This is a genomic window from Pseudomonas lundensis, assembly GCF_015377145.2.
GTDB classification, from domain to species: Bacteria; Pseudomonadota; Gammaproteobacteria; order Pseudomonadales; family Pseudomonadaceae; genus Aquipseudomonas; species Aquipseudomonas lundensis.
Genome location: NZ_CP062158.2, coordinates 4,553,017 through 4,577,154 on the forward strand (window position 1 = coordinate 4,553,017; position 24,138 = coordinate 4,577,154).

Below are 24,138 nucleotides of genomic sequence, written 5' to 3' on the forward strand. Positions count from 1 at the left end.
TCAACCACTTGCTTCCCGCGCTGAACGTACGCCAGCTTGGCAGGGGCAAAAGGGTGGTCATTCTACACACCGCCAGAAACACCCACAAATTAAGCGGCCTTTAACCGTAAATTCGTGTCGCATTTGTGAAAGGTTTAAAGAGATTACTTGTGCTAGTCAAAACATTTTTGATGTTGACTGCCACAAGGCGCAGACACCACAAGGCACACGGCTTAAAAGCCGCATGCTCAAGCAGGCATGTTTAGGTGTGAAGCGCGGCGACCTGGGTAAGGTCGCCGGAGCATCAGCGAGCTGCTGCCAGTTCTTGTTGGACGCTGGCGACAGTGCGAGGCCAAGGTTTACCAGCCTGAATCTTCGCTGGCAAGTTCTTGATGGCGGCGGTGGCCGCGGCGTGGCTTGGGAAATTGCCGTAGGTCACGACATACAACGGTTTGCCGTTAAGCATTTTTTTGAAGTAGCGGGACTCGCCGCCCACTTCCTTCACGACATTTTGCGCCGAGGCTTCAGAGCTGGTGCCCACGATCTGCACCACGTAGTTGCCCGCAGGCTGGCTGGTGTACCAGCTGCTGCCCGGCGCGGCCTTGGCCAGGGTGACAGGTTTCTCGGCCGGTTTGGCAGCCGGTTTGACCGCAGGCGCGGGCGCAGGCTTGGCCGCCGGTGCAGGCGTTGGCACAGGCTTGGCTGCCGCCACTGGTGCTTGCTGCACCGGACGTGGCGCCGGAGCAGGTGCCGGGACTGGCTCAGCCCCCGCAGGCACGCCCACAGGCGGTGCTGTGGTGGTCACGGTAGGAGGCACATCGGCACCCCCGTCAACCGCTGGCACGCCACCGTCATCACCTTCAGAAATACCCCCGGCCGCTTCGGCCAGCGGGCCGCGCATGACCGGCTGCGACTGACCCACCAGGGGCAGCGGCATGGGTTGTGAGGAACCGGCGAAATCCACCGACGGGTTGGCACCGCCATTGGGTGCGGCTTGCCCCAGCGGCAACTGTGCCTGTTCAGCATTAGGGGTGGTCGGCGTTTTGCCGCGGCCCGGAATCAGAATGGCAGCGGCGACGGCCACTACCACTACGGCACCAATGGCCAATACGTGTTTTTTCGGCATGTTGAACCCCATACTTGGACGCTTGACCGCAGTGCGGCTGGCAATCATGGCTTCGATCATTGCATCGCGGGCAACCTGGTTGATGTTCCCAGGCCAGCCGTCGGAGCTCTCGTGAATATCTGAGATCTGTTGCGCGCTCAAGAGTTCGATTCCGGCCCCGGCACCTTCAAGACGCTGTGCCAGGTATTCGCGGGTCTCTTCTTCGCTGTAGGGCTGCAATTCGATGACGTGGAAGCGCTCTTCGTCCGCGCTGAGCTGCTCAAGCCCGGCGATCATTGAAGGCTCGCCAAACAGGAACACATGCGGACGGCCTTCCGGCGTCCCGGCCGCCAGCGCCAGCAGGGCTTCGAGGGCCGAGTCGTCAAGCTGCTCGGCGTCATCGATCAGCAGATAGACTTCCTGGCCGGTCAGGGCCAGCTGTACCACTTGCGCCAGGATCGACCCGATGTCGGCATGGGCGACGTTCAGGGTTTGCGCAATCTGACGCAGCACACCGGCTGCATCACCGGCGCCACGCGCCGAAACCACAACACTTTGCACCGACTGTTTGTTGGTGCTGGCGACCAGCGCCTGACGCAACAACGTCTTGCCGCTGCCTTCAGGCCCGGTCACCACCAGCAACAACTGGCTGTAACGGGCTAGGTGGTGCAACTGCCCCAGCACCGGTTTGCGCTGGGCCGGGAAGAACTTGAACCCCGGCACCCGTGGAGCAAAGGGGTCGTGGTTGAGTTGAAAGTGACCGAGAAACGCCTCGTCGGCATGCAAACTAGTCATCGGGATCTTATTAACCTTTGAGCTGAGCCAGCGCGCGGTAATCCGCACCCAGCGTGGCCTGTAGAACCTCTTGTGGATAATCGTCGGTCACTGTGGCTTCGCCCATGCGGCGCAACAGCACCAGGCGCAAGCGGCCGTCGATCACTTTTTTATCAATTGCCATGTGTTCCATGAAATCGGCAGGCGTCATCTCGACAGGCGGCACCACCGGCAGACCCGCACGCTGGAACAGGCGAATACCGCGGTCACGTTCGGCCTCGGTGATCCAACCCAGTCGCGCTGACATCTCCAGCGCCATCACTGTGCCCGCCGCCACCGCTTCGCCGTGCAACCACACCCCGTAGCCCATATGGGTTTCGATGGCATGGCCAAAGGTGTGGCCCAGGTTGAGCGTGGCGCGCACGCCCGATTCACGCTCATCGGCGCCCACCACGGCGGCCTTGGCCGCGCAGGAACGCTCAATGGCCGTGGTCAGCGCGGTCTGATCCAGCGCGCGCAAGGCGTCAACGTGTTCTTCCAGCCAGGTCAGGAAAGGCTCGTCGCAAATCAGGCCGTACTTGATCACTTCCGCCAGCCCTGCCGACAGCTCGCGGGCTGGCAAGGTGTTCAGGCTGGTGGTGTCGATGAGCACCAGATTGGGCTGGTAAAACGCGCCCACCATGTTCTTGCCCAACGGGTGGTTGATGCCGGTTTTGCCACCCACCGATGAATCCACTTGTGACAGCAGCGTTGTCGGCACCTGGATGAAGTCCACCCCGCGCTGGTAACACGATGCGGCAAAGCCGGCCATGTCGCCGATCACGCCGCCGCCCAGTGCAATCACCGTGGTACGGCGATCATGGCGCGCCGTAAGCAAACCATTGAAAATCAGTTGCAGGGTTTCCCAGTTTTTGAAGGATTCGCCGTCGGGAAGGATGATCGGCAGCACCGAATACGCCGCCAGGCTGCGGGTCAGACGTTCTAGGTAGAGAGGCGCCACGGTTTCGTTGGTCACAATCGCCACTTGGCGCCCGGCGATGTGCGGGGCCAGCAATTCAGGCTGATCCAACAACCCCTCGCCAATGTGAATCGGGTAGCTGCGCTCGCCTAGATCAACCTTCAGTGTCTGCATGAATCCCCGCATTGAAAAAGGACGACGGGCGCCCTGTCTCGCAATTATCAAGTGTTGGCCACGCCGGTGGGGCGCGCAGCCCAGTCGCTTTAGGCCCTACCGCTGTGCGGGCAAGGCCGGCGCCGAGGATAGCGCATTTTGTACCAAGCTTTAACGGGGAGGAAGCTGGGCCAGACGCTCAAGAATGTCCAAAACCACCATCCGCGGCGGCCGTTCATCGGTTTCGACGATGACGTCGGCGATTTCACGGTAAAGCGGATCACGAATGGCCAGCAAATCGCGCAGGATTTTTTCGGGGTTTGCATTGCGCAGCAGGGGGCGATTGCGATCGCGCGAGGTGCGCGCAACCTGCTGCTCAATGGAAGCATGCAGATAAACCACACGCCCGCCTGCATGCAGGTACTCGCGATTGACCGGGCGCATCACGGCACCGCCCCCGGTGGCGAGCACAATGCCATCTTCGTTACATAACGCTTTGATCATGGCCGTCTCACGATCACGAAACCCCGCCTCGCCTTCTTTATCGAAGATCCACGGGATATTCGTGCCGGTGCGCAGTTCGATTTCCTTGTCGGAATCTTTGAACGGCAGCCGCAGCTCCTTGGCCAGCAAACGTCCAATGGTGCTTTTACCTGCGCCCATCGGCCCAACAAGAATCAAATTTCGCACAGAATCAATGACTCGCAGCAATCGCCAGGTCGTTCATGATACGCGGAGTCAAGAACACCAGCAGCTCGGATTTTTTTTCGAGGACCAGGTCCCGACGGAAAAGTCGGCCAACATACGGCAGATCGCCCAAAAATGGCACTTTATCTACCACCTTGCTTTGCGTATTTGAGAACACGCCCCCAATCACGATGGTTTCTCCGTCCTTGACCAGCACCTTGCCCCGGACTTCATTTTTCTTGATGGGCGGCACGTTGTTGACCATGTTCATGTAGTCCGGCTCGTCCTTTGTCACCACCACCTGCATGAGAATGCTGTTGTCCGGGGTAATCTGCGGGGTCACTTCCAGCGACAGCGAAGCCTCTTTGAACGACACGGACGTGGCGCCGCTGGAGGTGGATTCCTGATACGGAATTTCAGTGCCCTTCAGAATTTTGGCGGTCTCCTTGTCGGAAGTGACCACCTTGGGCTGCGAGATGATTTCACCATTGCCCGTTTTTTCCATCGCGCTCAGTTCAAGGTCGAGCAACACATTGTTGGTGATGAAGGCGATGCCCAATCCTGACGTGTGATTGGCAACCCCCAGATCCACGAAAGGCGCGCTGACCTGCGCCGCCCCTTCTGCTGCCGGCCCGCTGATCCCGCCCGCTTTCCAGTTGCCAAGATTGCGAAGCTCACCGCCCCAACGCACCCCCAGCTTCTTTTCGAAATCCACGCCCGCCTCAACGATGCGCGCTTCAATCATCACCTGGCGCATGGGCACATCGAGCTGCGCCACAATGCGTCGAAGCTCACCGAGGCGTTCGGCCGTCTGGAACGCGATGATGTGGTTAGTGCGCTCATCCACCGTGATCGAACCCTGGTCTTCCCTACCCGCCGCATTGCCCGTGGCAGATTGAAACAGTTTGGCAATGTCCGCAGCCTTGGCGTGATTGACCTGCACCACGTCTCGGCGCAAGGGCGCAAGGTCGGCCAAGAGATTGCGCGCCTCCAGTGCTTGACGCGCTTGAGCGGCGATTTCATCCGCAGGTGCGATCAACAGCACGTTGCCCTCCCAGCGTTTATCGAGGCCTTTGCTCTTGAGCACCAGGTCCAGCGCCTGATCCCAGGGCACATCTTGCAGGTTGAGCGTGACATTGCCTTCCACGCTATCGCTGACCACCAGGTTGAACCGGGTGAAGTCCGCCAGAATCTGCAGCACGGTGCGCACTTCAATGTCCTGGAAGTTGAGCGACAGCACGTCACCTTCATAGGTGTGCGCATTGCCAGGCGCAGGCTGCTCGACCCGGGAGGTCGACGCATCGGGAAGTATCAAAGGCGCACGGGCGACTGCTGCCTGTGAATTCAGCGCACTCCATAGCGCCAGTCCACAGACCGGGAAAATCCTTTTCATGGTTTGTTTCCGTTAAGACTGCTGTTTCAAAGGAAGGGTCAGGGTTCTTTGCAGCCAACCACCCCGACCATCAGAAATCACTTCAAACACTTCAACGTAGTGCGGGCTGAGGGCCACAATGCGGCCGTTCTGGCGACCCAGATAGTCGCCGGGTTGCAAGCGGTGTACCACACCGCTGGCGCGCAACAGGACGCTGTCTTCGTACTGATCTGACAGCGTGCCGACCATCTCGAACTGCTCAAGGTCAATGCTTTCCAGCCTGCTTTTGCTGCGCTCGCCCTCAGCGCTGTGGTCCGTATCACTGACCTGCCAGCGGGGCCCTTCATCCCCGGGCTGACCTTGAAAAGGGCTGCGCAACGCAGTGGCGTCATAAGCAAACGCAGGGTGCTGCACACGGGTCGGCATCGAGGGCGCGGGCACGCCGGTTGCCCCACGAAGCACCTGCAACTCCTGCTCAAGGGACTCAATACCCGGCGGATTGTCGCAACCCGCCAACAGGGCCAGCGCACCGGCCAGCACACATCGATACTTCACACTCACGGGATCAATCCTTGATCGTTGGCGCGATAGGTTTTAGCCAGTAACGTCATGCGTAACGGGCCGTTGGCCGCCGGTGTGGCCGCCGTCAGGGTGAAATCATGCAGCGTGACAATGCGTGGCAAACCCGCAATACCACTGAGAAAAACCCCAAGGTCGTGATACCCGCCCACGACCCTCAATTGCAGAGGGAGCTCGCTGTAAGCGGGTTGCAGTGTTTCAGGCAACCACTGGATCTGCTCGATGATCAGGCCGCTGTTTTGGGCAAGCCGGGACACTTCATCCAGCAGCCCCGGCACCTGGGACTGGCGCGGCAGTTGCCGCATCACCTCGTCGAAGGCCGTTTGTAATGCTTGAAGGTGCTGGTGGTAGTCAACCAGTGACGCTGCCTCTTGGGCACGGTTTGCCAGTCGGGCTTTGAGTACGGGCTCGGCGCTGCGTTGCTCATGAAGCCGGGCCAGCCCGGGCTGCAACCAGAGCGCATAACCCGCCAGCACAATCAACGCCACAAACCCGGTCGCGACACCTGCTTTACGCTTGCCTGACCACGTCCCGGCCTGTTTGAGATTCAATTCATGCAGGTCAACCGTACGCAGGCTCTCCAGCCATTGCGCGACCATCAGAACTGCCCGCCATCATGGCCGTTTTGCGATTGCAGCACGGTCATGTGAAATAACCGGGCGGGGCTGGCGTCCTGACCGTCTTCGGCGCGCACTTCAATCAACGTGGGGGCTTCAAGCCAATGGGAGGCGTCGAGATTGCGCATCAACTCGGCGACCCGTGCAGTGGACTGCGCCACCCCTGTGATCGCAATGGTGCGCTCGGCCATCTTCACGTCAGTGAAATACACACCTTCCGGCAAACTGCGCGCCAGTTGATCAAGCACGATGCTGCTGCCCGAACGATTGCCTTGCAGGGTCTCGATGGTTTGCATGCGCTCCAGCAATTGCTCGCGACGTACTTTCAACTGATCGATCTGCTGCGCACGCCCATCCAACTGGACCATGGCGCTCCTGATCAGGTCATTACGCGCCAACTGCCGCTCCACGGCGCGGTCCACAAAATGATCCAGCACAAACAAACCCGCAGCCGTGACTACCAGCAACGCCACCAGCATGCCTATATACCTTTTGCGGCGCTTTTCGCGCAGCCACTCGCGCCATGGCAACAAATTGATTCGCGCCATCAATCGAACCCCCTCAAGGCCAGACCACAGGCTGTCAACAGCTGCGCAGCATCGCAGAAGAGTGCTTCGGGCGCGAGGCGGGGATGGATTTTCACCCCGGCAAACGGTTTGTCCGGCTGATAACCGGGCACGCCACTCAACCAGTGCAGGCCCCGGGCATGGGCGTGATCGCGCACATCAATGACCTTCGCCTGCAAGCCGGCCTGCACCAGAACCGATTGATGCCACTCAAGCGCTTGCTGGCGGCACACCACCAGCAATACGTTCGTGCGGTACGGGTCATCGGCGCAAGGCCCCAACACGTCGAAATCCAGCGCGGCGTCATCGAGGTTGTATGGGACGTAGTGTTCTGCTTCAAGGCGCACGTGCAGTTCAAGGTCCTGCTCGTTCAGGCCGGTTTCAACTTGAATGGTTTTACACATCACCAGAGTGTCTGGCATCGACATCGCGGCACTGCGGGCCTGGATGCCTGCCTTGCTCAGCGCAACGGACAACACGTGGGCGACACTTTTTGCCGTGTCGCCGGTCAGATCGTGCAACGCCATGGTCGGCAAGGGTTCAATGGCATAGGCTTGCAGCTCAAAGCCGCTGCGCGACTGGCTTAATTCGACCACATTGATCGCGTGTTGGCCGACCTCGACACCCGCGTAACGCTGAGGTTTTTGTGTGAACAATCCGGGCACTGCTGTTTTCCCTAATGCAATCCGTGACTTACGGAGGGTGAAAAATGAGATCCGTTCATAACCCGACCCGACATGAGGCCCATGACGCCCATGACCGAAAAATGCTTATAATGCCGGGCGTTTTTTCCCGCATTGTCGACCCGTCGCGCCTGCGCACTGCCCTGACGTGCAACCCACTTCTTAATCTGGAAATCCAAAAGCCTTGATTCGTCTGCTGAAGTTTTTCGGGTGGTCATTCGTTGCTGTGATCTGCGGGCTCGTGCTCGGGTTGAGTGGCGCGTTTCTCTATCTTAGTCCTGGCTTGCCGTCCGTAGAGTCGTTGAGAAGCATCCAGTTGCAGATTCCTTTGCGGGTCTACACCAGCGACGGAAAGTTAATCGCAGAGTTTGGCGAAATGCGCCGCTCTCCGATCAAGTTCGCCGACATTCCCCCCAACTTCATCAATGCATTGCTGTCGGCCGAAGATGACAACTTCGCCAATCATTACGGGGTCGACCCCAGCAGCCTGATGCGTGCCGCGACCCAGTTGGTAAAAAGCGGACACATACAATCGGGTGGCAGCACCATCACGATGCAGGTGGCGAAGAACTATTTCCTATCCAGTGAGCGGAGCTTTTCCCGCAAAACCAACGAAATTCTGTTGGCACTGCAAATCGAACGCGAGCTGACCAAGGACGAAATCCTTGAGCTGTACGTGAACAAGATTTACCTGGGCAACCGCGCCTACGGCATCGAATCGGCCGCCCAGGTGTATTACGGCAAATCGATCCGCGACTTGAGCCTGGCGCAAATGGCGATGATCGCTGGCCTGCCCAAAGCCCCCTCGCGCTTCAACCCGCTGGCCAACCCGGTACGCAGTAAAGAACGTCGCGACTGGATTCTGGGCCGCATGTACAAGCTGGGCAAAATCGATCAGGCCAGCTACGAAGCAGCGATTGCCGAACCGGTCAACGCCAGTTATCACGTGCCGACACCGGAAGTGAACGCCCCTTACATTGCTGAAATGGCCCGTGCCGAAATGGTCGGTCGTTATGGCAGCGAGGCCTACACCGAAGGCTATCGCGTCACCACCACGGTGCCGAGTGACCTGCAGGAACTGGCCAACAAGTCCGTCGAAGACGGGCTGATCACCTACGACCAGCGCCACGGCTATCGCGGCCCTGAGTCGCGCTTGCCCGGCAAGACGCTGGCGGTCTGGAAGCAAGAGCTGGCCAAGCAGCGCCCGATTAGCGGCCTTGAGCCAGCCATCGTGACTGAGGTCGACAAAGATGGCTTGCATGTCCTGACCCGCACGGGTGAAGGCCGCGTGAGCTGGGACAGCATGAAGTGGGCGCGACGCTTCCTGAACACCAACAGCATGGGCCCGATGCCCAAACAGCCAGCCGACGTGGCGCAGGTGGGCGATCTGATTCGCGTCCAGCCGCAAGCCGACGGCAGTTTCAAGTTCAGCCAGGTGCCGACCGTACAAGGCGCGCTGGTTTCACTTGACCCGAACAATGGGGCCATCCGCGCCTTGGTGGGCGGGTTCGCGTTTGAGCAGAGCAACTACAACCGTGCCATGCAGGCCAAGCGCCAGCCAGGTTCAAGTTTCAAGCCTTTCATTTATAGCGCAGCACTGGATAACGGCTACACCGCCGCCACGCTGGTGAACGATGCGCCGATCGTGTTTGTTGACGACTACCAGGACAAAGTCTGGCGGCCGAAAAACGACAACAACACCTTCCTCGGCCCTATCCGCGTGCGTGAAGCGCTGTACAAGTCGCGCAACCTGGTGTCGATCCGCCTGCTGCAAAGCCTGGGCGTCGACAAGACCGTCGACTACATCAGCAAATTCGGCTTCAGCAAACAGGACTTGCCGCGCAACCTTTCGCTGGCACTGGGGACCGCGACCTTGACGCCCATGGAGATCGCCATGGGCTGGAGCACCTTTGCCAACGGCGGTTATAAAATCACGCCGTACCTGATCGACAAGGTTGAAAGCCGTAACGGCGAGACCCTGTTCGTGGCCAACCCGCCGAGCGTGCCTAAAGAGGCCCGCAAAGACGTGCCGCCCGAAGCCGAAGCGCTGACCATCGACACCCTCAATGCCGCGCCGGGCTTGCCGACCACTGAAACCCAGGCCGTGGCCGAGCGCATCGTAGACGGGCGCACCACGTACATCCTGACCAGCATGCTGCAAGACGTGATCAAGCTCGGCACTGGCCGCCGCGCCTTGTCGCTGGGGCGTACCGATCTGGCCGGTAAAACCGGTACGACCAACGAATCGAAGGATGCCTGGTTCTCGGGCTATAACGCCGATTACGTGACCACGGTGTGGACCGGCTTCGACCAGCCCGAAAGCCTCGGTCGTCGCGAATACGGCGGCACGGTGGCGCTACCGATCTGGATCAACTACATGGGCGGCGCACTGAAAGACAAGCCGCCTCACACCCAGGCCGAGCCCGAAGGGATTCTCAGCCTGCGGGTTGACCCGATCAGCGGCCGCGTGGCGTCGCCGGGCACACCGGGCGCGTACTTCGAGCTGTTTAAAAGCGAAGACACGCCGCCGTCCAACAGTGAGTTGGGCAATGGCGTTGCACCGGGCAGCCCGCTGCCCGCAGAGGATGGCGCCCCGATCGACTTGTTCTGACGGCATCACCCCTCGCCAGAGGCCGAGCCCTTCGGGGTCGGCCTCTCATGCTGACAAACCGCCCGCCCGGGCCATGCCCTTTCTCGCAGAACCAAAAAAGCCCCGACACTTGCGTGCCGGGGCTTTTTGTTTAGCGCTGTCGAACCTTAGCCGTTGAACACGTCATCCACGCTTTTGAGCGGGTAGTTCTTCGGATACGGCAGGGTGGCAACGCCGGTCTCGATGGCGGCTTTGGCCACAGCATCGGAGATCACGGTGATCAGGCGAGCGTCCATTGGTTTAGGAATGATGTACTCACGACCGAATTCCAGCTTGATGCCGCCGTAGGCGTCACACACGTCCTGTGGCACTGGCAGTTTGGCCAGTTCGCGCAGGGCGTTGGCCGCAGCGATCTTCATCTCTTCGTTGATGCGCTTGGCGCGAACGTCCAGTGCCCCACGGAAGATGAACGGGAAACCCAACACGTTGTTGACCTGGTTCGGGTAGTCCGAACGGCCGGTGGCCATGATGACGTCGTCACGGGTGGCGTGCGCCAGTTCCGGGGCGATTTCCGGATCCGGGTTCGAGCACGCGAACACGATCGGGTTGGCCGCCATGGACTTCAGGCCTTCAGCGCTCAGCAGGTTAGGACCCGACAGGCCGACAAACACGTCAGCGCCTTCCAGGGCATCGGCCAGGGAACGCTTCTCGGTGGCGTGGGCAAACACTGCCTTGTACTGGTTCAGGTCATCACGGCCGGAGTGAATCACACCGGTGCGGTCAACCATGAAGATGTTTTCGATGGTTGCACCCATGCTCACCAGCAATTTCATGCAGGAGATGGCGGCCGCACCAGCGCCCAGGCAGACGATTTTGGCGTCAGACAGGGTTTTACCGGCGATTTCCAGGGCATTGATCATGCCGGCTGCGGTCACGATCGCGGTGCCGTGCTGGTCATCGTGGAATACCGGGATGTCGCACTGCTCGATCAGCGCACGTTCGATCTCAAAGCACTCAGGGGCCTTGATGTCTTCGAGGTTGATACCGCCGAAGGTGATGGAAATGCGTTTAACGGTATCGATGAAAGCCTGTGGGCTCTCGGAATCGACTTCGATATCGAACACATCGATACCGGCGAAGCGCTTGAACAGGACGCCCTTGCCTTCCATCACAGGTTTGGAAGCCAACGGACCCAGGTTACCCAGGCCCAGAATGGCAGTACCGTCAGAAATAACGGCAACCAGGTTGCCCTTGCCGGTGTACTTGTAGGCCAGCTCGGGATCGCGGGCGATTTCGCGCACTGGTTCGGCTACACCCGGGCTGTAGGCCAACGCGAGATCGCGGGCAGTTGCGGTGGGCTTGGTGAGCTCGACACTCAGTTTCCCTGGACGGGGCTGGGCATGATATTCGAGAGCGGCGGTTTTCAAATCAGACATGTGGGCATTCCGCTTTTTTGCTGTTGGACAGACGGATCGCCGAGCATACGCGTGTCGCAAAGTCCCGACAAGACTGGCCGGTCAGCAGTGTCAAGGGCTTTACCCTACGACTTTGGGCCAAGAGCCGCAGCCCGTAAGGGCTTGAGTGTTCACAATCCACATTTAAAATTGTCTACAATTTTTAGCGAGAAACGACTTTCAGCATCCCCGGATGCGTCAAAGGCAACATCCAGCGCGCCTGCCCCGCTCTCAAACCGCCCCGGCGAGAGCGATCAAGTACCCAGCCACGCGCCTCAAGCTGCGCCCCTTGTAAACCGGATAAGGTTTTTGGGTCGAAACTGGCCAGATGATTGGGTGCAATGTGCAGCACCAATCCCCCTTCCAGGTCGATCCAGAGCCCACCGCGATTGCGTTGCACCTTGCTCACCGTTCCGCTCACCAGCAAGAAGCCCGAGCGACTGATTTGCGACGGCGCCAGCACCGGTGAATGCCGCCACAGCCCCGCCCCCGCCGAACGCGCGCGCTGTTCAGCCGTTTGTTGGCAAGCCAGCAGCTCTACGTTGGGCGCAATCGCCACCTGATACGCCAAGCCATCGGCCAGCAATTGCGCTTCGAAATTGCTGCCATCTGCGCCGAATACGTGGGCAAGCGTGCGACCGTAGCGGTCCTTGGGTTGCTTGCCCGCCAGCAACCCGACCCGCCCGTCGCTGCGCGCCACCAGGGCCTGCAAACGCTTGCGGGCCGCATCCGCATAGGGCTCGGCGCTTTGTCCCTTTTTACCGGTCTCCGGCGCATTAAGGCCGATCATGCGCACACTGCGTCCGTCTTTGAGCCGCAAGGTGTCGCCATCGACCACGCGCTCGACCTGAGCGGGCGTTACCGCACGCGGCGCCGGGCACAACACCTCGGCCTGAACCGAAGAAAGCCAAATCGCGGGCACAAAAAAGGCGCCCGCAAGGGACGCCTTTTTCAATAACCCGGTCAGACCCAAGAGCCTGTCCAGAGTCATACGCCTTACTCGGCGGCTTTTTTGGTAGTACCGAAAGCACCGAAACGAGTTTTGAAACGATCAACACGACCGCCAACGTCCAGAGTTTTCTGCTTACCGGTGTAGAACGGGTGGCACTCGTTGCATACGTCAGTGTTCAGTGGCTTGCACAGGTTCGAACGGGTTTCGAACTTGTTGCCGCAGCTGCAAGTTACTTCGATCACTTCGTACGCTGGATGGATATCGGCTTTCATGGGGTATTCCTCAGGCTAGCGTGCCGCCACTCAACACCATTGTTGAATACCGCACGTAAATTTAGGGCGCCGATAATACCAGACCTTTGCATTGACGCAAGCGGCCAAGCATGCTCCTTCCAAAATCATTGCGCTTTAAAGGGCCTGCCTTTTAGTCCCCAAGTACGTTGTCTGCTAGTCTGCGGGCCATCTTTGCCGTTCATCACTTGAGAGCCTCGCGTGCCCGACGCCATTTTGCGCCTTGCCCTGCCTTCCCCTTTGCGCCGCCTGTTTGATTACCGGGCGCCTGCGGGCGTGCGCCGCGATCAGTTGCAGCCGGGCATGCGCTTGCGGGTGCCGTTCGGTCGACGCGAGATGATTGGCATATTGGTTGAAGTGGTCGATCACAGCGATGTGCCCGCCGATAAGCTCAAGCCCGCGATTGCGCTGCTCGACACCACCGCGCCCCTGCCCCCTTCGCTGTTCAAACTGTGCCTGTGGACGTCGCAGTACTACCAGCACAGCCTGGGCGACACCCTGAGCTGGGCATTGCCGGTACTGTTGCGTCAGGGCGAATTGGCCGAAGCGCGTCAGGAGCGCTTTTGGCAGGTGGCCCCCGGTGCTCGCCTGGACGACCCGCGCATCGCCCGCGCACCCCGTCAGCGGGAGGCACTGGCGACCTTGGCGCAGCACCCCCATGGCGTTGCGCACGCGCTGTTGAGCAAGTTGATGCTGAGCAAAGACAGCCTGGACCTGTTGCTGGCCAAAGAGCTGGTCACCGTGGAAATCCGCCGTCATGCGCCAAGCCAGCGCCACGAACACTGGCTGGCGCAGCCCGAACTGCCGCTCAACAGCGAGCAACGGGCCGCGTATGAGGCCATCCACGCCGGGCTCGGCAGTTTTCATGCATTTTTGCTGGCCGGGGTAACGGGCAGCGGCAAGACCGAAGTGTATTTGCAACTGATCCGCGAGACCCTGGAAGCCGGCAAGCAGGCGCTGGTGCTAATCCCGGAGATCAACCTCGGCCCGCAAACCCTGGCCCGCTTCGAGCAACGCTTCAATGCGCGCATCGCGCTGGTGCATTCGGCAGTCAATGACCGTGAGCGCCTTGAAAGCTGGCTGGCCGCGCGAGATGGCGAAGCCGACATTATTATTGGCACCCGCTCGGCACTGTTCACCCCGATGAAAAATCCGGGGCTGATCATCATCGACGAAGAACACGACGGCTCTTATAAACAGCAGGAAGGCTTGCGTTACCACGCCCGCGACCTGGCACTGGTGCGCGCACGGCAGGAAAACATCCCGATCGTGCTCGGATCTGCCACCCCGTCGCTCGAAAGTCTGCATAACGCCTACACCGGCCGTTATGGGTTGCTGCGCCTCAATGAACGCGCGGGGGGAGCCAAACAACCGCGCTTCCTGCGACTTGATGTAAAAAGCCGTCCGCTGGACAGCGGTATTTCCGGCCCGATGCAACAAGCCATTGGGCAGACGCTGGCAGCAGGCCAGCAAGTGCTGGTGTTCCTCAATCGCCGGGGTTTTGCCCCCACACTGCTGTGCCACGATTGCGGCTGGATGTCGGAATGCCAGCGTTGCGACGCACGCATGACGGTTCACCAGCGCTCGGGCGAGTTGCGGTGCCACCATTGCGGCTATGTCGAACGCGTTCCGCGCAACTGCCCGCAATGCGGCAAAGTCGACTTACGCCCCGTCGGCGCAGGCACCGAGCGTGCCGAAGAGCGGCTGGGTATTCTGTTCCCGGATTACCCGGTGCTGCGCGTCGACCGGGACAGCACCTCGCGCAAAGACGCGATGAACCAGCTGTTTGCCACCATCCAGAAAGGCAAGCCGTGCATTTTGATCGGCACGCAAATGCTCGCCAAAGGCCACCACTTCCCGCGGGTCACGCTGGTGTCAATCCTGGACGCCGATGGCGGTTTGTTTTCCGGCGACTTCCGCGCCAGTGAGCGCATGGCGCAGTTGATTGTGCAGGTGGCCGGACGCGCCGGGCGCGCCGAGGAGCCGGGCAAGGTGATTATCCAGACCCACTTGGCCGACCACCCGTTGCTGATCCAGCTGACGGAGCAAGGCTACTTCGCCTTTGCCGAGCAAGCGCTCAGTGAACGCCGCGCGGCCGGGTTGCCGCCGTTCGCGCACCTGGCCTTGTTGCGGGCCGAAGCGCATAAACCGGGCCAGGCCGAAGGGTTTCTGGATGAAGCGTGCAGCGAGGCAGAGCGCCTGCTGGGTGAGCTGAACCTGACCGGTGTCGAACTGCTCGGCCCGGTGCCCGCGCCAATGGAACGCCGGGCCGGGCGCTACCGCGCGCAATTGCTGTTGCAGGCCAACGCCCGCGCGCCGTTGCACCGGTTGCTGAATCAATGGCTGCTGGTGCTCGAACAAATGCCCGCCGGGCGACAAGTGCGCTGGTCGCTGGACGTTGATCCGGTTGACCTCTATTGACCGCACAGTCGTTGATCGAGAGCAACTGCGCCCCTATCTATATAGGCACCCTTAAAGGTGTGAATGGATCCCGGATCACACAGGGATCGTCACCACAGATCCATTACCCGACTGCCAAGGTTGGCAAGGCCGACCCGGCAACGGATAATGCCCAGTTTTTCCACCTGCGCACTGAAGCGCTACCGCGCTTGCGGTCGAAAGAGAAGACCATGAAAGACACCATTCGCCAGCTTATTCAACAAGCCCTTGCTCAACTCGTCACAGAAGGTGTGTTGCCTGAAGGCCTGACGCCAGCGATTCAGGTGGAAAACGCCCGTGACAAAACCCACGGTGACTTCGCCAGCAACATCGCCATGATGCTGGCCAAGCCTGCTGGCATGAAGCCGCGCGACCTGGCTGAAAAAATCATCGCTGCCCTGCCGGCCGATGAGCAGATCAGCAAGACTGAAATCGCCGGCCCCGGCTTCCTGAACTTCTTCCAGAACACCCAGGCGCTGGCATCGCGTCTCGACGCCGCGCTGGCCGACGAGAAAATCGGCGTGCGCAAGGCCACCCCGGCCATGCGCACGGTCATCGACATGTCCGCCCCCAACCTGGCCAAAGAGATGCACGTCGGCCACCTGCGCTCGACCATCATTGGTGACGGCGTGGCGCGCGTGCTGGAATTCCTTGGCGATGAAGTGATCCGTCAGAACCACGTGGGCGACTGGGGCACCCAGTTCGGCATGCTGATGGCTTATCTGGAAGAAAACCCGATCACCAGCGACGAGCTGTCTGACCTCGAAAACTTCTACCGTGCCGCCAAACAGCGTTTCGACGAGTCGCCGGAGTTCGCCGACCGTGCCCGTAGCCTGGTGGTCAAGCTGCAAGCCGGCGACCCGGACTGCCTGGCGCTGTGGTCCAAGTTCAAGGACATCTCGCTGTCGCACTGTCAGAAGATCTACGAACTGCTGAACGTGAAACTGACCATGGCCGACGTGATGGGTGAAAGCGCCTACAACGACGACCTGATCAACGTGGTCAACGACCTCAAGGCCAAAGGCATGCTGGTCGAGAGCAACGGCGCACAATGCGTGTTCCTCGACGAGTTCAAAAACGCGGAAGGCGAGCCGCTGCCGGTGATCATCGTCAAGGCCGACGGCGGCTACCTGTACGCCACCACTGACCTGGCGGCCATCCGCTACCGCAGTGGCGTTCTGAAAGCCGACCGCGCGCTGTACTTTGTCGACCAGCGTCAGGCCCTGCACTTCCAGCAAGTGTTTGCCGTGGCGCGCAAGGCCGGTTTCGTGACGCACCCGATGGACATGGAACACATGGGCTTCGGCACCATGAACGGCGCTGACGGCCGCCCCTTCAAAACCCGCGACGGTGGCACGGTAAAACTGATCGACCTGCTCAACGAAGCCAAAGAGCGCGCCTACACGCTGGTTAAAGAGAAAAACCCGGAGCTGCCGGAAGAAGAACTGCGTGCCATCGCCAAAGTGGTCGGCATCGATGCGGTCAAATACGCCGACTTGTCCAAGCACCGTGCCAGCGACTACAGCTTCAACTTCGATCTGATGTTGAACTTCGAAGGCAATACCGCGCCTTACTTGCTGTACGCGTACACCCGTGTGGCGGGCGTGTTCCGCAAACTGGGCAAAAACTTCAACGAAGTTGAAGGTCATATCGTGCTGCAAGCACCACAAGAGCTGGAGCTGGCCGCCAAGCTGGCGCAGTTCGGCGAGGTGTTGAACAACGTGGCCGAGAAAGGCACGCCGCACATTCTGTGTACCTATCTGTACGAAGTGGCAGGCCTGTTCTCCAGCTTTTATGAGAACTGCCCGATCCTGAACGCAGAAGACGAAACACAAAAGCAAAGCCGCCTGCGCCTGGCTGCCCTGGCGGGCCGTACCCTCAAGCAAGGTCTGGGATTGCTGGGCCTGGAAACTCTGGAGCGCATGTAAGTTGGCCGCCAAGAAAAAACCTGCACCCAAGCGTGGCGCCAGTCGGTATCAGGCGCCCGCCAAACAACCGATTCCCGGTTGGCTGTGGATGGCCATCGGCCTGACCGTGGGCGCATTTATCGTGTTTCTGATGAAACTCGAACCCGGCAAGGGCGACGACGTCAAACGGGTCAAGCAAGAGCAGCAGAAGGCTTCGCAAACGGCGCAAGCCAATAAAACACCGCCAAGCCCGACGCAACCGGCCAAGCCAAAGTACGACTTCTATACCTTGCTGCCCGAGTCTGAAGTGATCGTGCCGCCAGAAGCCGTGCCGGAAAAAACCCCGCCGACGCCGCAAACCGCGCCGCTGGCACCCGTGACCCCGGCCGAGGCTGCCAAGATCGACACCGCGCGTGCCCAGGCGGCATTGAGCGGCATCACGCCACCGCCTGCACCACCGGTGGCCAAAGCAGCGCCGGTCACCAAGTTCTTCTTGCAGGCGGGCTCGTTCCGCAAGCAGGCAGACGCGGAAAAGGTGCGCGCACAGATCATCCTGCTCGGCCAGACCGCCACGGTGGAAGCCGGGACAGTGAAGGATGAAACCTGGTATCGCGTGCTGGTGGGTCCGTTCAGCAACCGCGACCAGCTCACCGTCGCCCAAAAGCAATTGGCGGGTAGCGGCTTTAGCAACCTGTTGCTACAGCAGCGCCGCTAACCCTCGCCAGCCCGGCGCCCCTGCAGATCCCACGCAAGATCTGCAGGCGCTGGCTGACGGGCGATTGTTTGTTCACCACTCATCCGCATTCCCTCCCCACAGTTGAAATACTCGACTGCACCCCCATATGTATCCCCATCAGGCATTTTCGCCCCGCTGCGTGGAGACTCTTCCCTTGACCACCATCGTTTCAGTACGCCGTCACGGCAAAGTTGTCATGGCTGGCGACGGCCAGGTTTCACTTGGCAACACCGTCATGAAAGGCAACGCGAAAAAAGTCCGTCGTCTCTATCACGGTCAGGTCATTGCCGGTTTCGCTGGCGCCACCGCTGATGCATTTACCCTCTTCGAACGTTTTGAAGGCCAACTGGAAAAACACCAGGGCCATCTGGTTCGCGCTGCCGTCGAGTTGGCCAAAGAATGGCGTACCGACCGCTCGCTGAGCCGCCTTGAAGCCATGCTGGCCGTAGCCAACAAAGACGCTTCATTGATCATCACGGGCAACGGTGATGTGGTTGAGCCCGAAGACGGCTTGATCGCCATGGGTTCGGGCGGTGCATTCGCTCAAGCCGCGGCACGCGCCCTGCTGATGAAAACCGAGCTGTCGGCCCGCGAAATTGCCGAAACCGCTTTGGGCATCGCGGGCGACATCTGTGTATTCACCAACCACAACATCACTATCGAGGAGCAGGACCTCGCCGAATAAGCCGCCTGCCGGGTCAATTCACCGACCCGTATGTGCCCTTCATTCAGCTAGAGGAACGCCAACTACTATGTCCATGACCCCCCGCGAAATCGTCCACGAACTCAATCGCCATATCATCGGCCAGGACGATGCCAAACGCGCCGTCGCCATTGCGCTGCGTAACCGCTGGCGCCGCATGCAGCTCCCTGAAGAGCTGCGCGTTGAAGTGACCCCCAAGAACATCCTGATGATCGGCCCGACCGGTGTCGGTAAAACCGAAATTGCACGTCGCCTGGCCAAACTTGCCAATGCACCGTTCATCAAGGTAGAAGCCACCAAGTTCACGGAAGTGGGCTATGTGGGCCGCGACGTAGAGTCGATCATTCGCGATCTGGCAGACGCTGCCATCAAATTGCTGCGCGAACAGGAAATCGTCAAAGTTCGCCACCGTGCCGAAGACGCGGCTGAAGAGCGCATCCTCGACGCCCTGTTGCCACCGGCGCGCACCTTTGGCGAAGAAGCCGCTGCCCCGCAGGACACAAACACTCGCCAGCTGTTCCGCAAGCGCCTGCGTGAAGGCCAGCTGGACGACAAAGAGATCGAAATCGAAGTGGCTGATGCCGTTGGCGTCGATATCTCCGCGCCCCCAGGCATGGAAGAAATGACCAACCAATTGCAGAGCCTGTTTGCCAACATGGGCAAAGGCAAGCGCAAGAGCCGCAAGCTGAAAGTCAAAGAAGCCCTGAAAATGGTGCGTGACGAAGAAGCCGGCCGTCTGGTGAACGACGAAGAACTCAAAGCCAAAGCGCTGGAAGCCGTTGAGCAGCACGGCATTGTGTTCATCGACGAAATCGACAAAGTGGCCAAGCGCGGTAACGTGGGCGGCGCCGATGTTTCCCGCGAAGGCGTCCAGCGTGACCTGCTGCCGCTGATCGAAGGCTGCACCGTGAACACCAAGCTGGGCATGGTCAAAACTGACCATATCCTGTTCATTGCCTCGGGCGCCTTCCACCTGAGCAAGCCCAGCGACCTGGTGCCTGAGCTGCAAGGCCGTCTGCCGATCCGCGTAGAACTCAAAGCGCTGTCGCCGGAAGACTTCGAACGCATCCTCAGCGAGCCGCATGCTTCGCTGACCGAGCAATACCGCGAGCTGTTGAAAACCGAAGGCCTGAACATCGAGTTCATGCCTGAAGGGATCAAGCGTCTGGCCGAAATTGCCTGGAAGGTGAACGAAAAAACCGAAAACATCGGTGCGCGCCGTTTGCACACCCTACTAGAACGCCTGCTGGAAGAGGTGTCCTTCAGTGCAGGTGATATCGCCAGCGCACAAAAAGATGAGCCGATCCGGATCGACGCCGAGTACGTCAACAGCCACTTGGGCGAGTTGGCAGAAAACGAAGACCTGTCGCGCTACATCTTGTAAGTCCACGTGCCCACAAGGGCAAACATGACACCTGTAGCCGCTGCTGCAGGTTACGAAACGGGTTAACGCCTGTTCGTAACCCGCGCCAGCGGCTACGGTGCTTGTGAAGACCAAAGGTTATGACCATGATTCCTAGCGCCATCAACCTGCATAAAGCCTCGAAAACACTCACGCTGAAGTACCCCTCGGGCGAGGAGTACCATCTGCCTGCCGAATTCTTGCGCGTGCACTCACCGTCCGCCGAGGTACAAGGCCACGGCAATCCAATCCTGCAATTTGGCAAGATCAATGTAGGTATCAGCCACGTCGAGCCCGCAGGGCAATACGCACTGAAGATCACCTTTGATGACGGCCACGACAGCGGGCTGTTTACGTGGGAGTACCTGTACCAGTTAGGGCAGCGTCAAACTGAACTCTGGGCGGAGTATCTGGCAGATCTGAAAAAAGCCGGGAAATCTCGCGACCCGTCCGAGTCCATCGTCAAATTGATGCTGTGAAAAAACGCTGTTATCGCGCTTCGACCCTGTGTAGTCGCCAACGCGTCATACGCAGCGGCCATCAGTCGGAAACTGCGAGGCTGCGCTGTAACGCCATATGAAACTGGCCGCAGACTCGCATTGCTGGTCAGGACGCCGGGGTTTCCGTTTTTGGCGCGCTAGCAGCAGGCGCTGAAACGGCTGGGGTTTTGGGCGCTGCCGGTTTTTTGCTGGCGGCGGGCTTTGAAGCCGCGGGTGTAGCGGGTTTGGTCGGTGCCGGTTTTGTCACAGGTTTACTGGCAGACGCAGGGGCTTTTTTGGGCGCAGGTTTTGCAGCCGGTTTAACCGCTGGTTTGGCTGTGGTTTTGCTGGCAGCTCTGACGGGCGACGCCTTGGCTGCAACCGGTTTGGCCGCAGGCTTTGCAGAGGCCGGTTTGCTGGCCGCAGGCGCTTTGGTCCCCGCCACTTTGGCGGCGGCAGCTGACAGCTTTTCAATGTGCTTGGTCAGCGTCTCGACTTTGGCCTGTAACACTTTCACTTCATCGCGACTGGGGACACCCAGACGGGCAATTGCCCCGCTCAGACGCTTATCAAACGCCTCCTCCAGTTCACCCCATTTACCCAGTGCCAACTCTTTAACATCCTCGACCTTGGAACGGGCGGACGACTTGGTTGATTTGGGTTCAGCCGCTTTAGTCAGCTTCTCGGCTTTCTCGCCATCCTTGACCAGACTGTCAAACAGCTTGCTGCCATCTGTATCAATTTTCGAATACACACCCAAGCCTGCCAGCCAGATTTTGCGTGAATACTCTTCTACCTTGCCTACCCATGAATTGCTTTCTTTAGCAGGTGAAGCTTTTGCAGATGCAGCCGGTTTTTTAGCAGCCTGTAGTGGTCAACTAATCCCGGACACGACGTTAAGTTTTTTCTCGGCCTGAGCTGGGGCCAGTCCGTTGTTGAATTGGTGCGGTCTAATCCAGTTGTACCGATGCATCAGGTAATGACTGATGTCGCGGTGCGCTTCTTGAGCTGTCATGTAGCCCACGGTTGGTATCCACTCAGTTTTCAAGCTGCGAAACACACGCTCCATCGGCGCATTATCCCAACAGTTTCCACGACGGCTCATGCTTTGGCGCATGCGGTAACGCCAGAGCCGTTGGCGAAACTGACGGCTGCCATATTGCGAGCCCTGATCCGAGTGAAACATTAGCCCTTGAGGCCTGCCACGCTGCTCATAAGCCATGTCCAACGCCTTGATGACCAGATCCGCATCCGGCTTGTTTGACAGCGCCCAGCCCACAATCCGGCGTGCGTAGAGATCCAGAACGACTGCCAGGTAATGCCATTTCCCTTGAGCCCAGATGTAGGTGATGTCGCCACACCAGACCTGGTTGGGTGCCGGAACATCAAACTCTCGATTCAAGATATTCGGAATGTCAGGCCGCTCGACCGTCGCTTGTTTGTAGGCATGTGATCCAGGTTGTTTGCTGACTAGCGCCAGTTCCCGCATCAGGCCTCGCACCTTAAACCGCCCGATCTGCTCGCCGTCTTCCTGCATCATCGACACGATACTGCGGCTACCGGCAGCGCTTCGACTTTGCGTGAAAAGTTCGTTGACCCGACTGCGCAACCGAAGCCGCTCAACGTCGGGATTTCGGCGCCTGAGGCGGTGGGCGTAGTAACACGAACGAGTGACATCAAAGACTGCGCAAAGCCAATCGACCGGCTCTTGGGTACTTAACTGATCAATCAGCGTGTGCGCTCGTGCTCTTCCGACATCAAGAGCGCGGTAGCCTTTTTTAAAATGGATTTCTCCCGCTCAAGTCGAGCGATTCGAGCTTCCAATTCCTGGATTTTCTGTTGCTCTGGCGTCAGCGCTTTACTCTGCGGAGTAACGCCGGTGCGCTCCTGCTGAAGCTGATTAACCCAGCGGCGCAACGCGGACTCAACCACACCAAGCGAGCGGCTGGCTTCGATATGGCTATAGCCTTGATCGAGCACGAGGCCTGCGGCCTCGCGTTTGAACTCAGCGGAAAAGGAACGACGTTGTTTGGTCATCAGACACCTCTATCTGGCGAGCATTCTCGCCTAAATGGGTGTCCGGTTTCATTAGACCACTACAGCCATCGTGTTCCCCTCAATGTTCAGTCGCGACACCCGTAGCCAAACTGTCGAATCATCAAGATGAACAAAATGTTCACCTCCATCAGGTTTAGACGCTAAAGCCGTGTATTTCAAGGGTTGGAGACGGGCGCTAAAACCATGGCCGGCGAAGGCCATGGTGGTTAAAAAACAAACGCTATAGGCGCCAGGCCTTAAATCAGTTCTTTCGCCAGGATCGAATTGATCGTGGACTCAATAACGCCCTTGAAAGCGCTTTGCAGAAAACTCAGTTCCACAAACACAGTGACCGTTTTTTCGGAGACTTCCAGCGTCCCGGTGATACCGGTCATTCCATGTTTAACCGTCACGCCTTTATCAGACCAATAGGTTTTCAAACCATACTGCTCGGCCAAGCCATCGACCAAGCCTCGCGCACGGATCATAGCCTGTGCAATACCCAGATTATGCTCACGTGTAATTTTTACATTCGCCATAACAAACATCCTTTTAAATTATAGGGGTGAATTAATATAACCACGCGCCATCCTGGCACCCGGCAGAGCAACTACTGCAACTTCATGCGATGTTAATAACGTCAATTTCGCGCCCACATGAGCGAACAACACAGTCATCCACGACCACAACACTGTGGATTGGCGAGTACCAAACCGCCTTAAGCACGACTGCAATCGAACAAAACACTGACTGATGAGCCATTGCTCTATTCGCTATAAATAACTGTAGCCCCCCTTGACCAACATACAAATACATCAATTTGACTGCCTGTTTACGGCGAACGCTCTAATACGCACTTGAAATAGCTTTCACTGTTTTAACTTCATGCTTTACAGCGCTTTAAAGTAAAACCACCTACAGCCTGGAGCACCAATGCGCGTTTACCCCCCTCTATAAACCCAACATTGCTGGCCTGTGCTTCAGCCAGCGGTTAATCCATTGCCGAAGCGCTCAGGGCCAGGCGTGCTCTCTGTGCCTCTCGCCTCCTCCTTCGATACACCCCATCTCAGTGCCAACCCCCCACTGCAACGCACAAAACGCCATCCCATTGAAGGGATAGCGTGGTCGATAAAGCGTAACGAGGGGCTAATTAATGCAGGCGTGAATCAGGAAAAGCCTCTTCCATCAGATCGGCCGCATCAATTTCCATACGCCAGTTATCTTTCTCGGCGACGGGCCCAACCAAGGTGAAAATCACACTATTGCGATAAACAATAAGGCTACCGACATCTGCCTCAAGGGTGTCTTGGAGAATAAATCTGGTGAGGTCTTCATCACCGCGCTGCTCATCCACTCGTAGATGTTCACGATCTTTGACGAAGGCATGGATAAGGGCGCGTGATTGTTCAAGCGCTTCTTTATGTTCAATTTTAGGGGCGTACGCGAGCATATAACGATAGACAGACATTTAATAATCCCACGGTGGTTTTTGAGTCCTGAAAAACAATAACCACTGACAGAGCATTATCAAAACGAACAGCCCGCCTCATGCCGCCCCGATAAAACTTAAACAAATAAGTCACTTAAGAAAATTCTCAAGCCTACTTCCATCGTTAGTGCATTGATCGCTGATGACTCTCACACAACAAAGGGCAATGCGCTAACACATGAATACG

20 protein-coding genes and 2 pseudogenes are annotated in these 24,138 nt (G+C 58.7%); 7 read left to right on the top strand and 15 right to left on the bottom strand.

Features of this window, described 5'->3' with window-relative positions:
* Positions 1-283 precede the first annotated feature (283 nt).
* The 8 genes and pseudogenes from IF654_RS21220 to pilM form a co-directional block, all read right to left on the bottom strand.
* A complete protein-coding gene (locus IF654_RS21220) occupies positions 284-1,879 on the bottom strand; it encodes an AAA family ATPase (protein ID WP_047272996.1) in 1,596 nt (531 codons plus the stop codon).
* A 10-nt stretch (positions 1,880-1,889) separates the two neighbouring features.
* Positions 1,890-2,990: a 3-dehydroquinate synthase gene (gene aroB / locus IF654_RS21225; RefSeq protein ID WP_047274921.1), complete on the bottom strand. Its 1,101-nt coding sequence runs from the start codon at positions 2,988-2,990 to the stop codon at positions 1,890-1,892.
* A gap of 150 nt (positions 2,991-3,140) precedes the next feature.
* Positions 3,141-3,659, bottom strand: a complete 519-nt coding sequence (aroK, locus tag IF654_RS21230; RefSeq protein WP_047273052.1) for a shikimate kinase AroK — start codon at positions 3,657-3,659, stop codon at positions 3,141-3,143.
* A gap of 4 nt (positions 3,660-3,663) precedes the next feature.
* A pseudogene (locus tag IF654_RS21235) lies at positions 3,664-4,902 on the bottom strand (type IV pilus secretin PilQ); the annotation flags it as partial.
* Between the two features lie 159 nt (positions 4,903-5,061).
* Positions 5,062-5,589 carry a pilus assembly protein PilP gene (locus IF654_RS21240; protein ID WP_047272993.1) on the bottom strand — a complete coding sequence of 176 codons (528 nt, stop codon included), beginning with the start codon at positions 5,587-5,589 and terminating at the stop codon, positions 5,062-5,064.
* Positions 5,586-6,206: a type IV pilus inner membrane component PilO gene (locus tag IF654_RS21245; protein ID WP_047281948.1), complete on the bottom strand. Its 621-nt coding sequence runs from the start codon at positions 6,204-6,206 to the stop codon at positions 5,586-5,588. The genes IF654_RS21240 and IF654_RS21245 overlap by 4 nt, the downstream gene beginning before the upstream one ends.
* The gene (locus IF654_RS21250) at positions 6,206-6,772 is read right to left on the bottom strand and encodes a PilN domain-containing protein (RefSeq protein ID WP_047272991.1); all 567 of its coding nucleotides are present in this window, start codon (positions 6,770-6,772) and stop codon (positions 6,206-6,208) included. Before IF654_RS21250 ends, IF654_RS21245 begins: the two co-directional genes overlap by 1 nt.
* A complete protein-coding gene (gene pilM, locus IF654_RS21255) occupies positions 6,772-7,455 on the bottom strand; it encodes a type IV pilus assembly protein PilM (protein WP_052892894.1) in 684 nt (227 codons plus the stop codon). The genes IF654_RS21250 and pilM overlap by 1 nt, the downstream gene beginning before the upstream one ends.
* A 205-nt stretch (positions 7,456-7,660) precedes the next feature.
* Here pilM and IF654_RS21260 point away from each other — a divergent pair, with 205 nt between their 5' ends.
* Positions 7,661-10,084 carry a penicillin-binding protein 1A gene (locus IF654_RS21260; protein ID WP_390898008.1) on the top strand — a complete coding sequence of 808 codons (2,424 nt, stop codon included), beginning with the start codon at positions 7,661-7,663 and terminating at the stop codon, positions 10,082-10,084.
* Between the two features lie 146 nt (positions 10,085-10,230).
* On the opposite strand, the gene IF654_RS21265 is transcribed toward IF654_RS21260, so the two are convergent.
* The 3 genes from IF654_RS21265 to rpmE form a co-directional block, all read right to left on the bottom strand.
* Positions 10,231-11,499 carry a malic enzyme-like NAD(P)-binding protein gene (locus IF654_RS21265; RefSeq protein WP_047272988.1) on the bottom strand — a complete coding sequence of 423 codons (1,269 nt, stop codon included), beginning with the start codon at positions 11,497-11,499 and terminating at the stop codon, positions 10,231-10,233.
* 181 nt (positions 11,500-11,680) lie between these two features.
* Positions 11,681-12,508: a thermonuclease family protein gene (locus tag IF654_RS21270; RefSeq protein ID WP_047281946.1), complete on the bottom strand. Its 828-nt coding sequence runs from the start codon at positions 12,506-12,508 to the stop codon at positions 11,681-11,683.
* 5 nt (positions 12,509-12,513) lie between these two features.
* Entirely contained in the window at positions 12,514-12,741 is a 228-nt protein-coding gene (gene rpmE / locus IF654_RS21275; RefSeq protein WP_047272986.1) for a 50S ribosomal protein L31, read from the bottom strand.
* A 219-nt stretch (positions 12,742-12,960) separates the two neighbouring features.
* Between rpmE and IF654_RS21280 the strand changes: the two genes are divergently transcribed.
* From IF654_RS21280 to IF654_RS21305, 6 genes are all read left to right on the top strand, one after another.
* Positions 12,961-15,180 carry a primosomal protein N' gene (locus tag IF654_RS21280; protein WP_094988257.1) on the top strand — a complete coding sequence of 740 codons (2,220 nt, stop codon included), beginning with the start codon at positions 12,961-12,963 and terminating at the stop codon, positions 15,178-15,180.
* Between the two features lie 209 nt (positions 15,181-15,389).
* Positions 15,390-17,126: an arginine--tRNA ligase gene (gene argS, locus IF654_RS21285; RefSeq protein ID WP_194862085.1), complete on the top strand. Its 1,737-nt coding sequence runs from the start codon at positions 15,390-15,392 to the stop codon at positions 17,124-17,126.
* Between the two features lies 1 nt (position 17,127).
* Positions 17,128-17,820 carry an SPOR domain-containing protein gene (locus tag IF654_RS21290; protein WP_047272983.1) on the top strand — a complete coding sequence of 231 codons (693 nt, stop codon included), beginning with the start codon at positions 17,128-17,130 and terminating at the stop codon, positions 17,818-17,820.
* Positions 17,821-17,995: 175 nt separating this feature from the next.
* Positions 17,996-18,526 (top strand): ATP-dependent protease subunit HslV, encoded by a 531-nt coding sequence (gene hslV / locus IF654_RS21295; protein ID WP_016783176.1) that lies wholly within the window; start codon positions 17,996-17,998, stop codon positions 18,524-18,526.
* Positions 18,527-18,593: 67 nt separating this feature from the next.
* Positions 18,594-19,928 carry an ATP-dependent protease ATPase subunit HslU gene (hslU, locus tag IF654_RS21300; protein WP_047272982.1) on the top strand — a complete coding sequence of 445 codons (1,335 nt, stop codon included), beginning with the start codon at positions 18,594-18,596 and terminating at the stop codon, positions 19,926-19,928.
* A gap of 125 nt (positions 19,929-20,053) precedes the next feature.
* Positions 20,054-20,425, top strand: a complete 372-nt coding sequence (locus IF654_RS21305; RefSeq protein ID WP_371058213.1) for a gamma-butyrobetaine hydroxylase family protein — start codon at positions 20,054-20,056, stop codon at positions 20,423-20,425.
* 127 nt (positions 20,426-20,552) lie between these two features.
* Here the strand turns inward: IF654_RS21305 and IF654_RS21310 are convergent.
* The 4 genes and pseudogenes from IF654_RS21310 to IF654_RS21325 form a co-directional block, all read right to left on the bottom strand.
* Positions 20,553-21,269: pseudogene (locus IF654_RS21310) on the bottom strand (phasin family protein); the annotation flags it as partial.
* 30 nt (positions 21,270-21,299) lie between these two features.
* Positions 21,300-22,462, bottom strand: a protein-coding gene (locus tag IF654_RS21315) for an IS3 family transposase (RefSeq protein WP_145319740.1) whose coding sequence is annotated in 2 segments (ribosomal slippage) — positions 21,300-22,207 and positions 22,207-22,462 — 1,164 coding nt in all. Because the reading frame shifts where the segments join, the coding sequence is not laid out codon by codon here.
* Positions 22,463-22,719: 257 nt separating this feature from the next.
* Positions 22,720-23,001 (bottom strand): polyhydroxyalkanoic acid system family protein, encoded by a 282-nt coding sequence (locus tag IF654_RS21320; protein ID WP_047272979.1) that lies wholly within the window; start codon positions 22,999-23,001, stop codon positions 22,720-22,722.
* Between the two features lie 611 nt (positions 23,002-23,612).
* Entirely contained in the window at positions 23,613-23,930 is a 318-nt protein-coding gene (locus tag IF654_RS21325; protein WP_083332924.1) for a hypothetical protein, read from the bottom strand.
* Positions 23,931-24,138 lie beyond the last annotated feature (208 nt).

What these genes read in the sequence shown, in the direction of transcription:
- hslU (WP_047272982.1), top strand. Translation starts at nt 18,594, where the DNA reads ATGTCCATGACCCCCCGCGAAATCGTCCACGAACTCAATCGCCATATC.
- aroB (WP_047274921.1), bottom strand. Translation starts at nt 2,990, where the DNA reads ATGCAGACACTGAAGGTTGATCTAGGCGAGCGCAGCTACCCGATTCAC.
- IF654_RS21220 (WP_047272996.1), bottom strand. Translation starts at nt 1,879, where the DNA reads ATGACTAGTTTGCATGCCGACGAGGCGTTTCTCGGTCACTTTCAACTC.
- rpmE (WP_047272986.1), bottom strand. Translation starts at nt 12,741, where the DNA reads ATGAAAGCCGATATCCATCCAGCGTACGAAGTGATCGAAGTAACTTGC.
- IF654_RS21250 (WP_047272991.1), bottom strand. Translation starts at nt 6,772, where the DNA reads ATGGCGCGAATCAATTTGTTGCCATGGCGCGAGTGGCTGCGCGAAAAG.
- IF654_RS21265 (WP_047272988.1), bottom strand. Translation starts at nt 11,499, where the DNA reads ATGTCTGATTTGAAAACCGCCGCTCTCGAATATCATGCCCAGCCCCGT.
- IF654_RS21245 (WP_047281948.1), bottom strand. Translation starts at nt 6,206, where the DNA reads ATGGTCGCGCAATGGCTGGAGAGCCTGCGTACGGTTGACCTGCATGAA.
- IF654_RS21270 (WP_047281946.1), bottom strand. Translation starts at nt 12,508, where the DNA reads ATGACTCTGGACAGGCTCTTGGGTCTGACCGGGTTATTGAAAAAGGCG.
- IF654_RS21320 (WP_047272979.1), bottom strand. Translation starts at nt 23,001, where the DNA reads ATGGCGAATGTAAAAATTACACGTGAGCATAATCTGGGTATTGCACAG.
- IF654_RS21325 (WP_083332924.1), bottom strand. Translation starts at nt 23,930, where the DNA reads ATGTCTGTCTATCGTTATATGCTCGCGTACGCCCCTAAAATTGAACAT.
- argS (WP_194862085.1), top strand. Translation starts at nt 15,390, where the DNA reads ATGAAAGACACCATTCGCCAGCTTATTCAACAAGCCCTTGCTCAACTC.
- IF654_RS21305 (WP_371058213.1), top strand. Translation starts at nt 20,054, where the DNA reads ATGATTCCTAGCGCCATCAACCTGCATAAAGCCTCGAAAACACTCACG.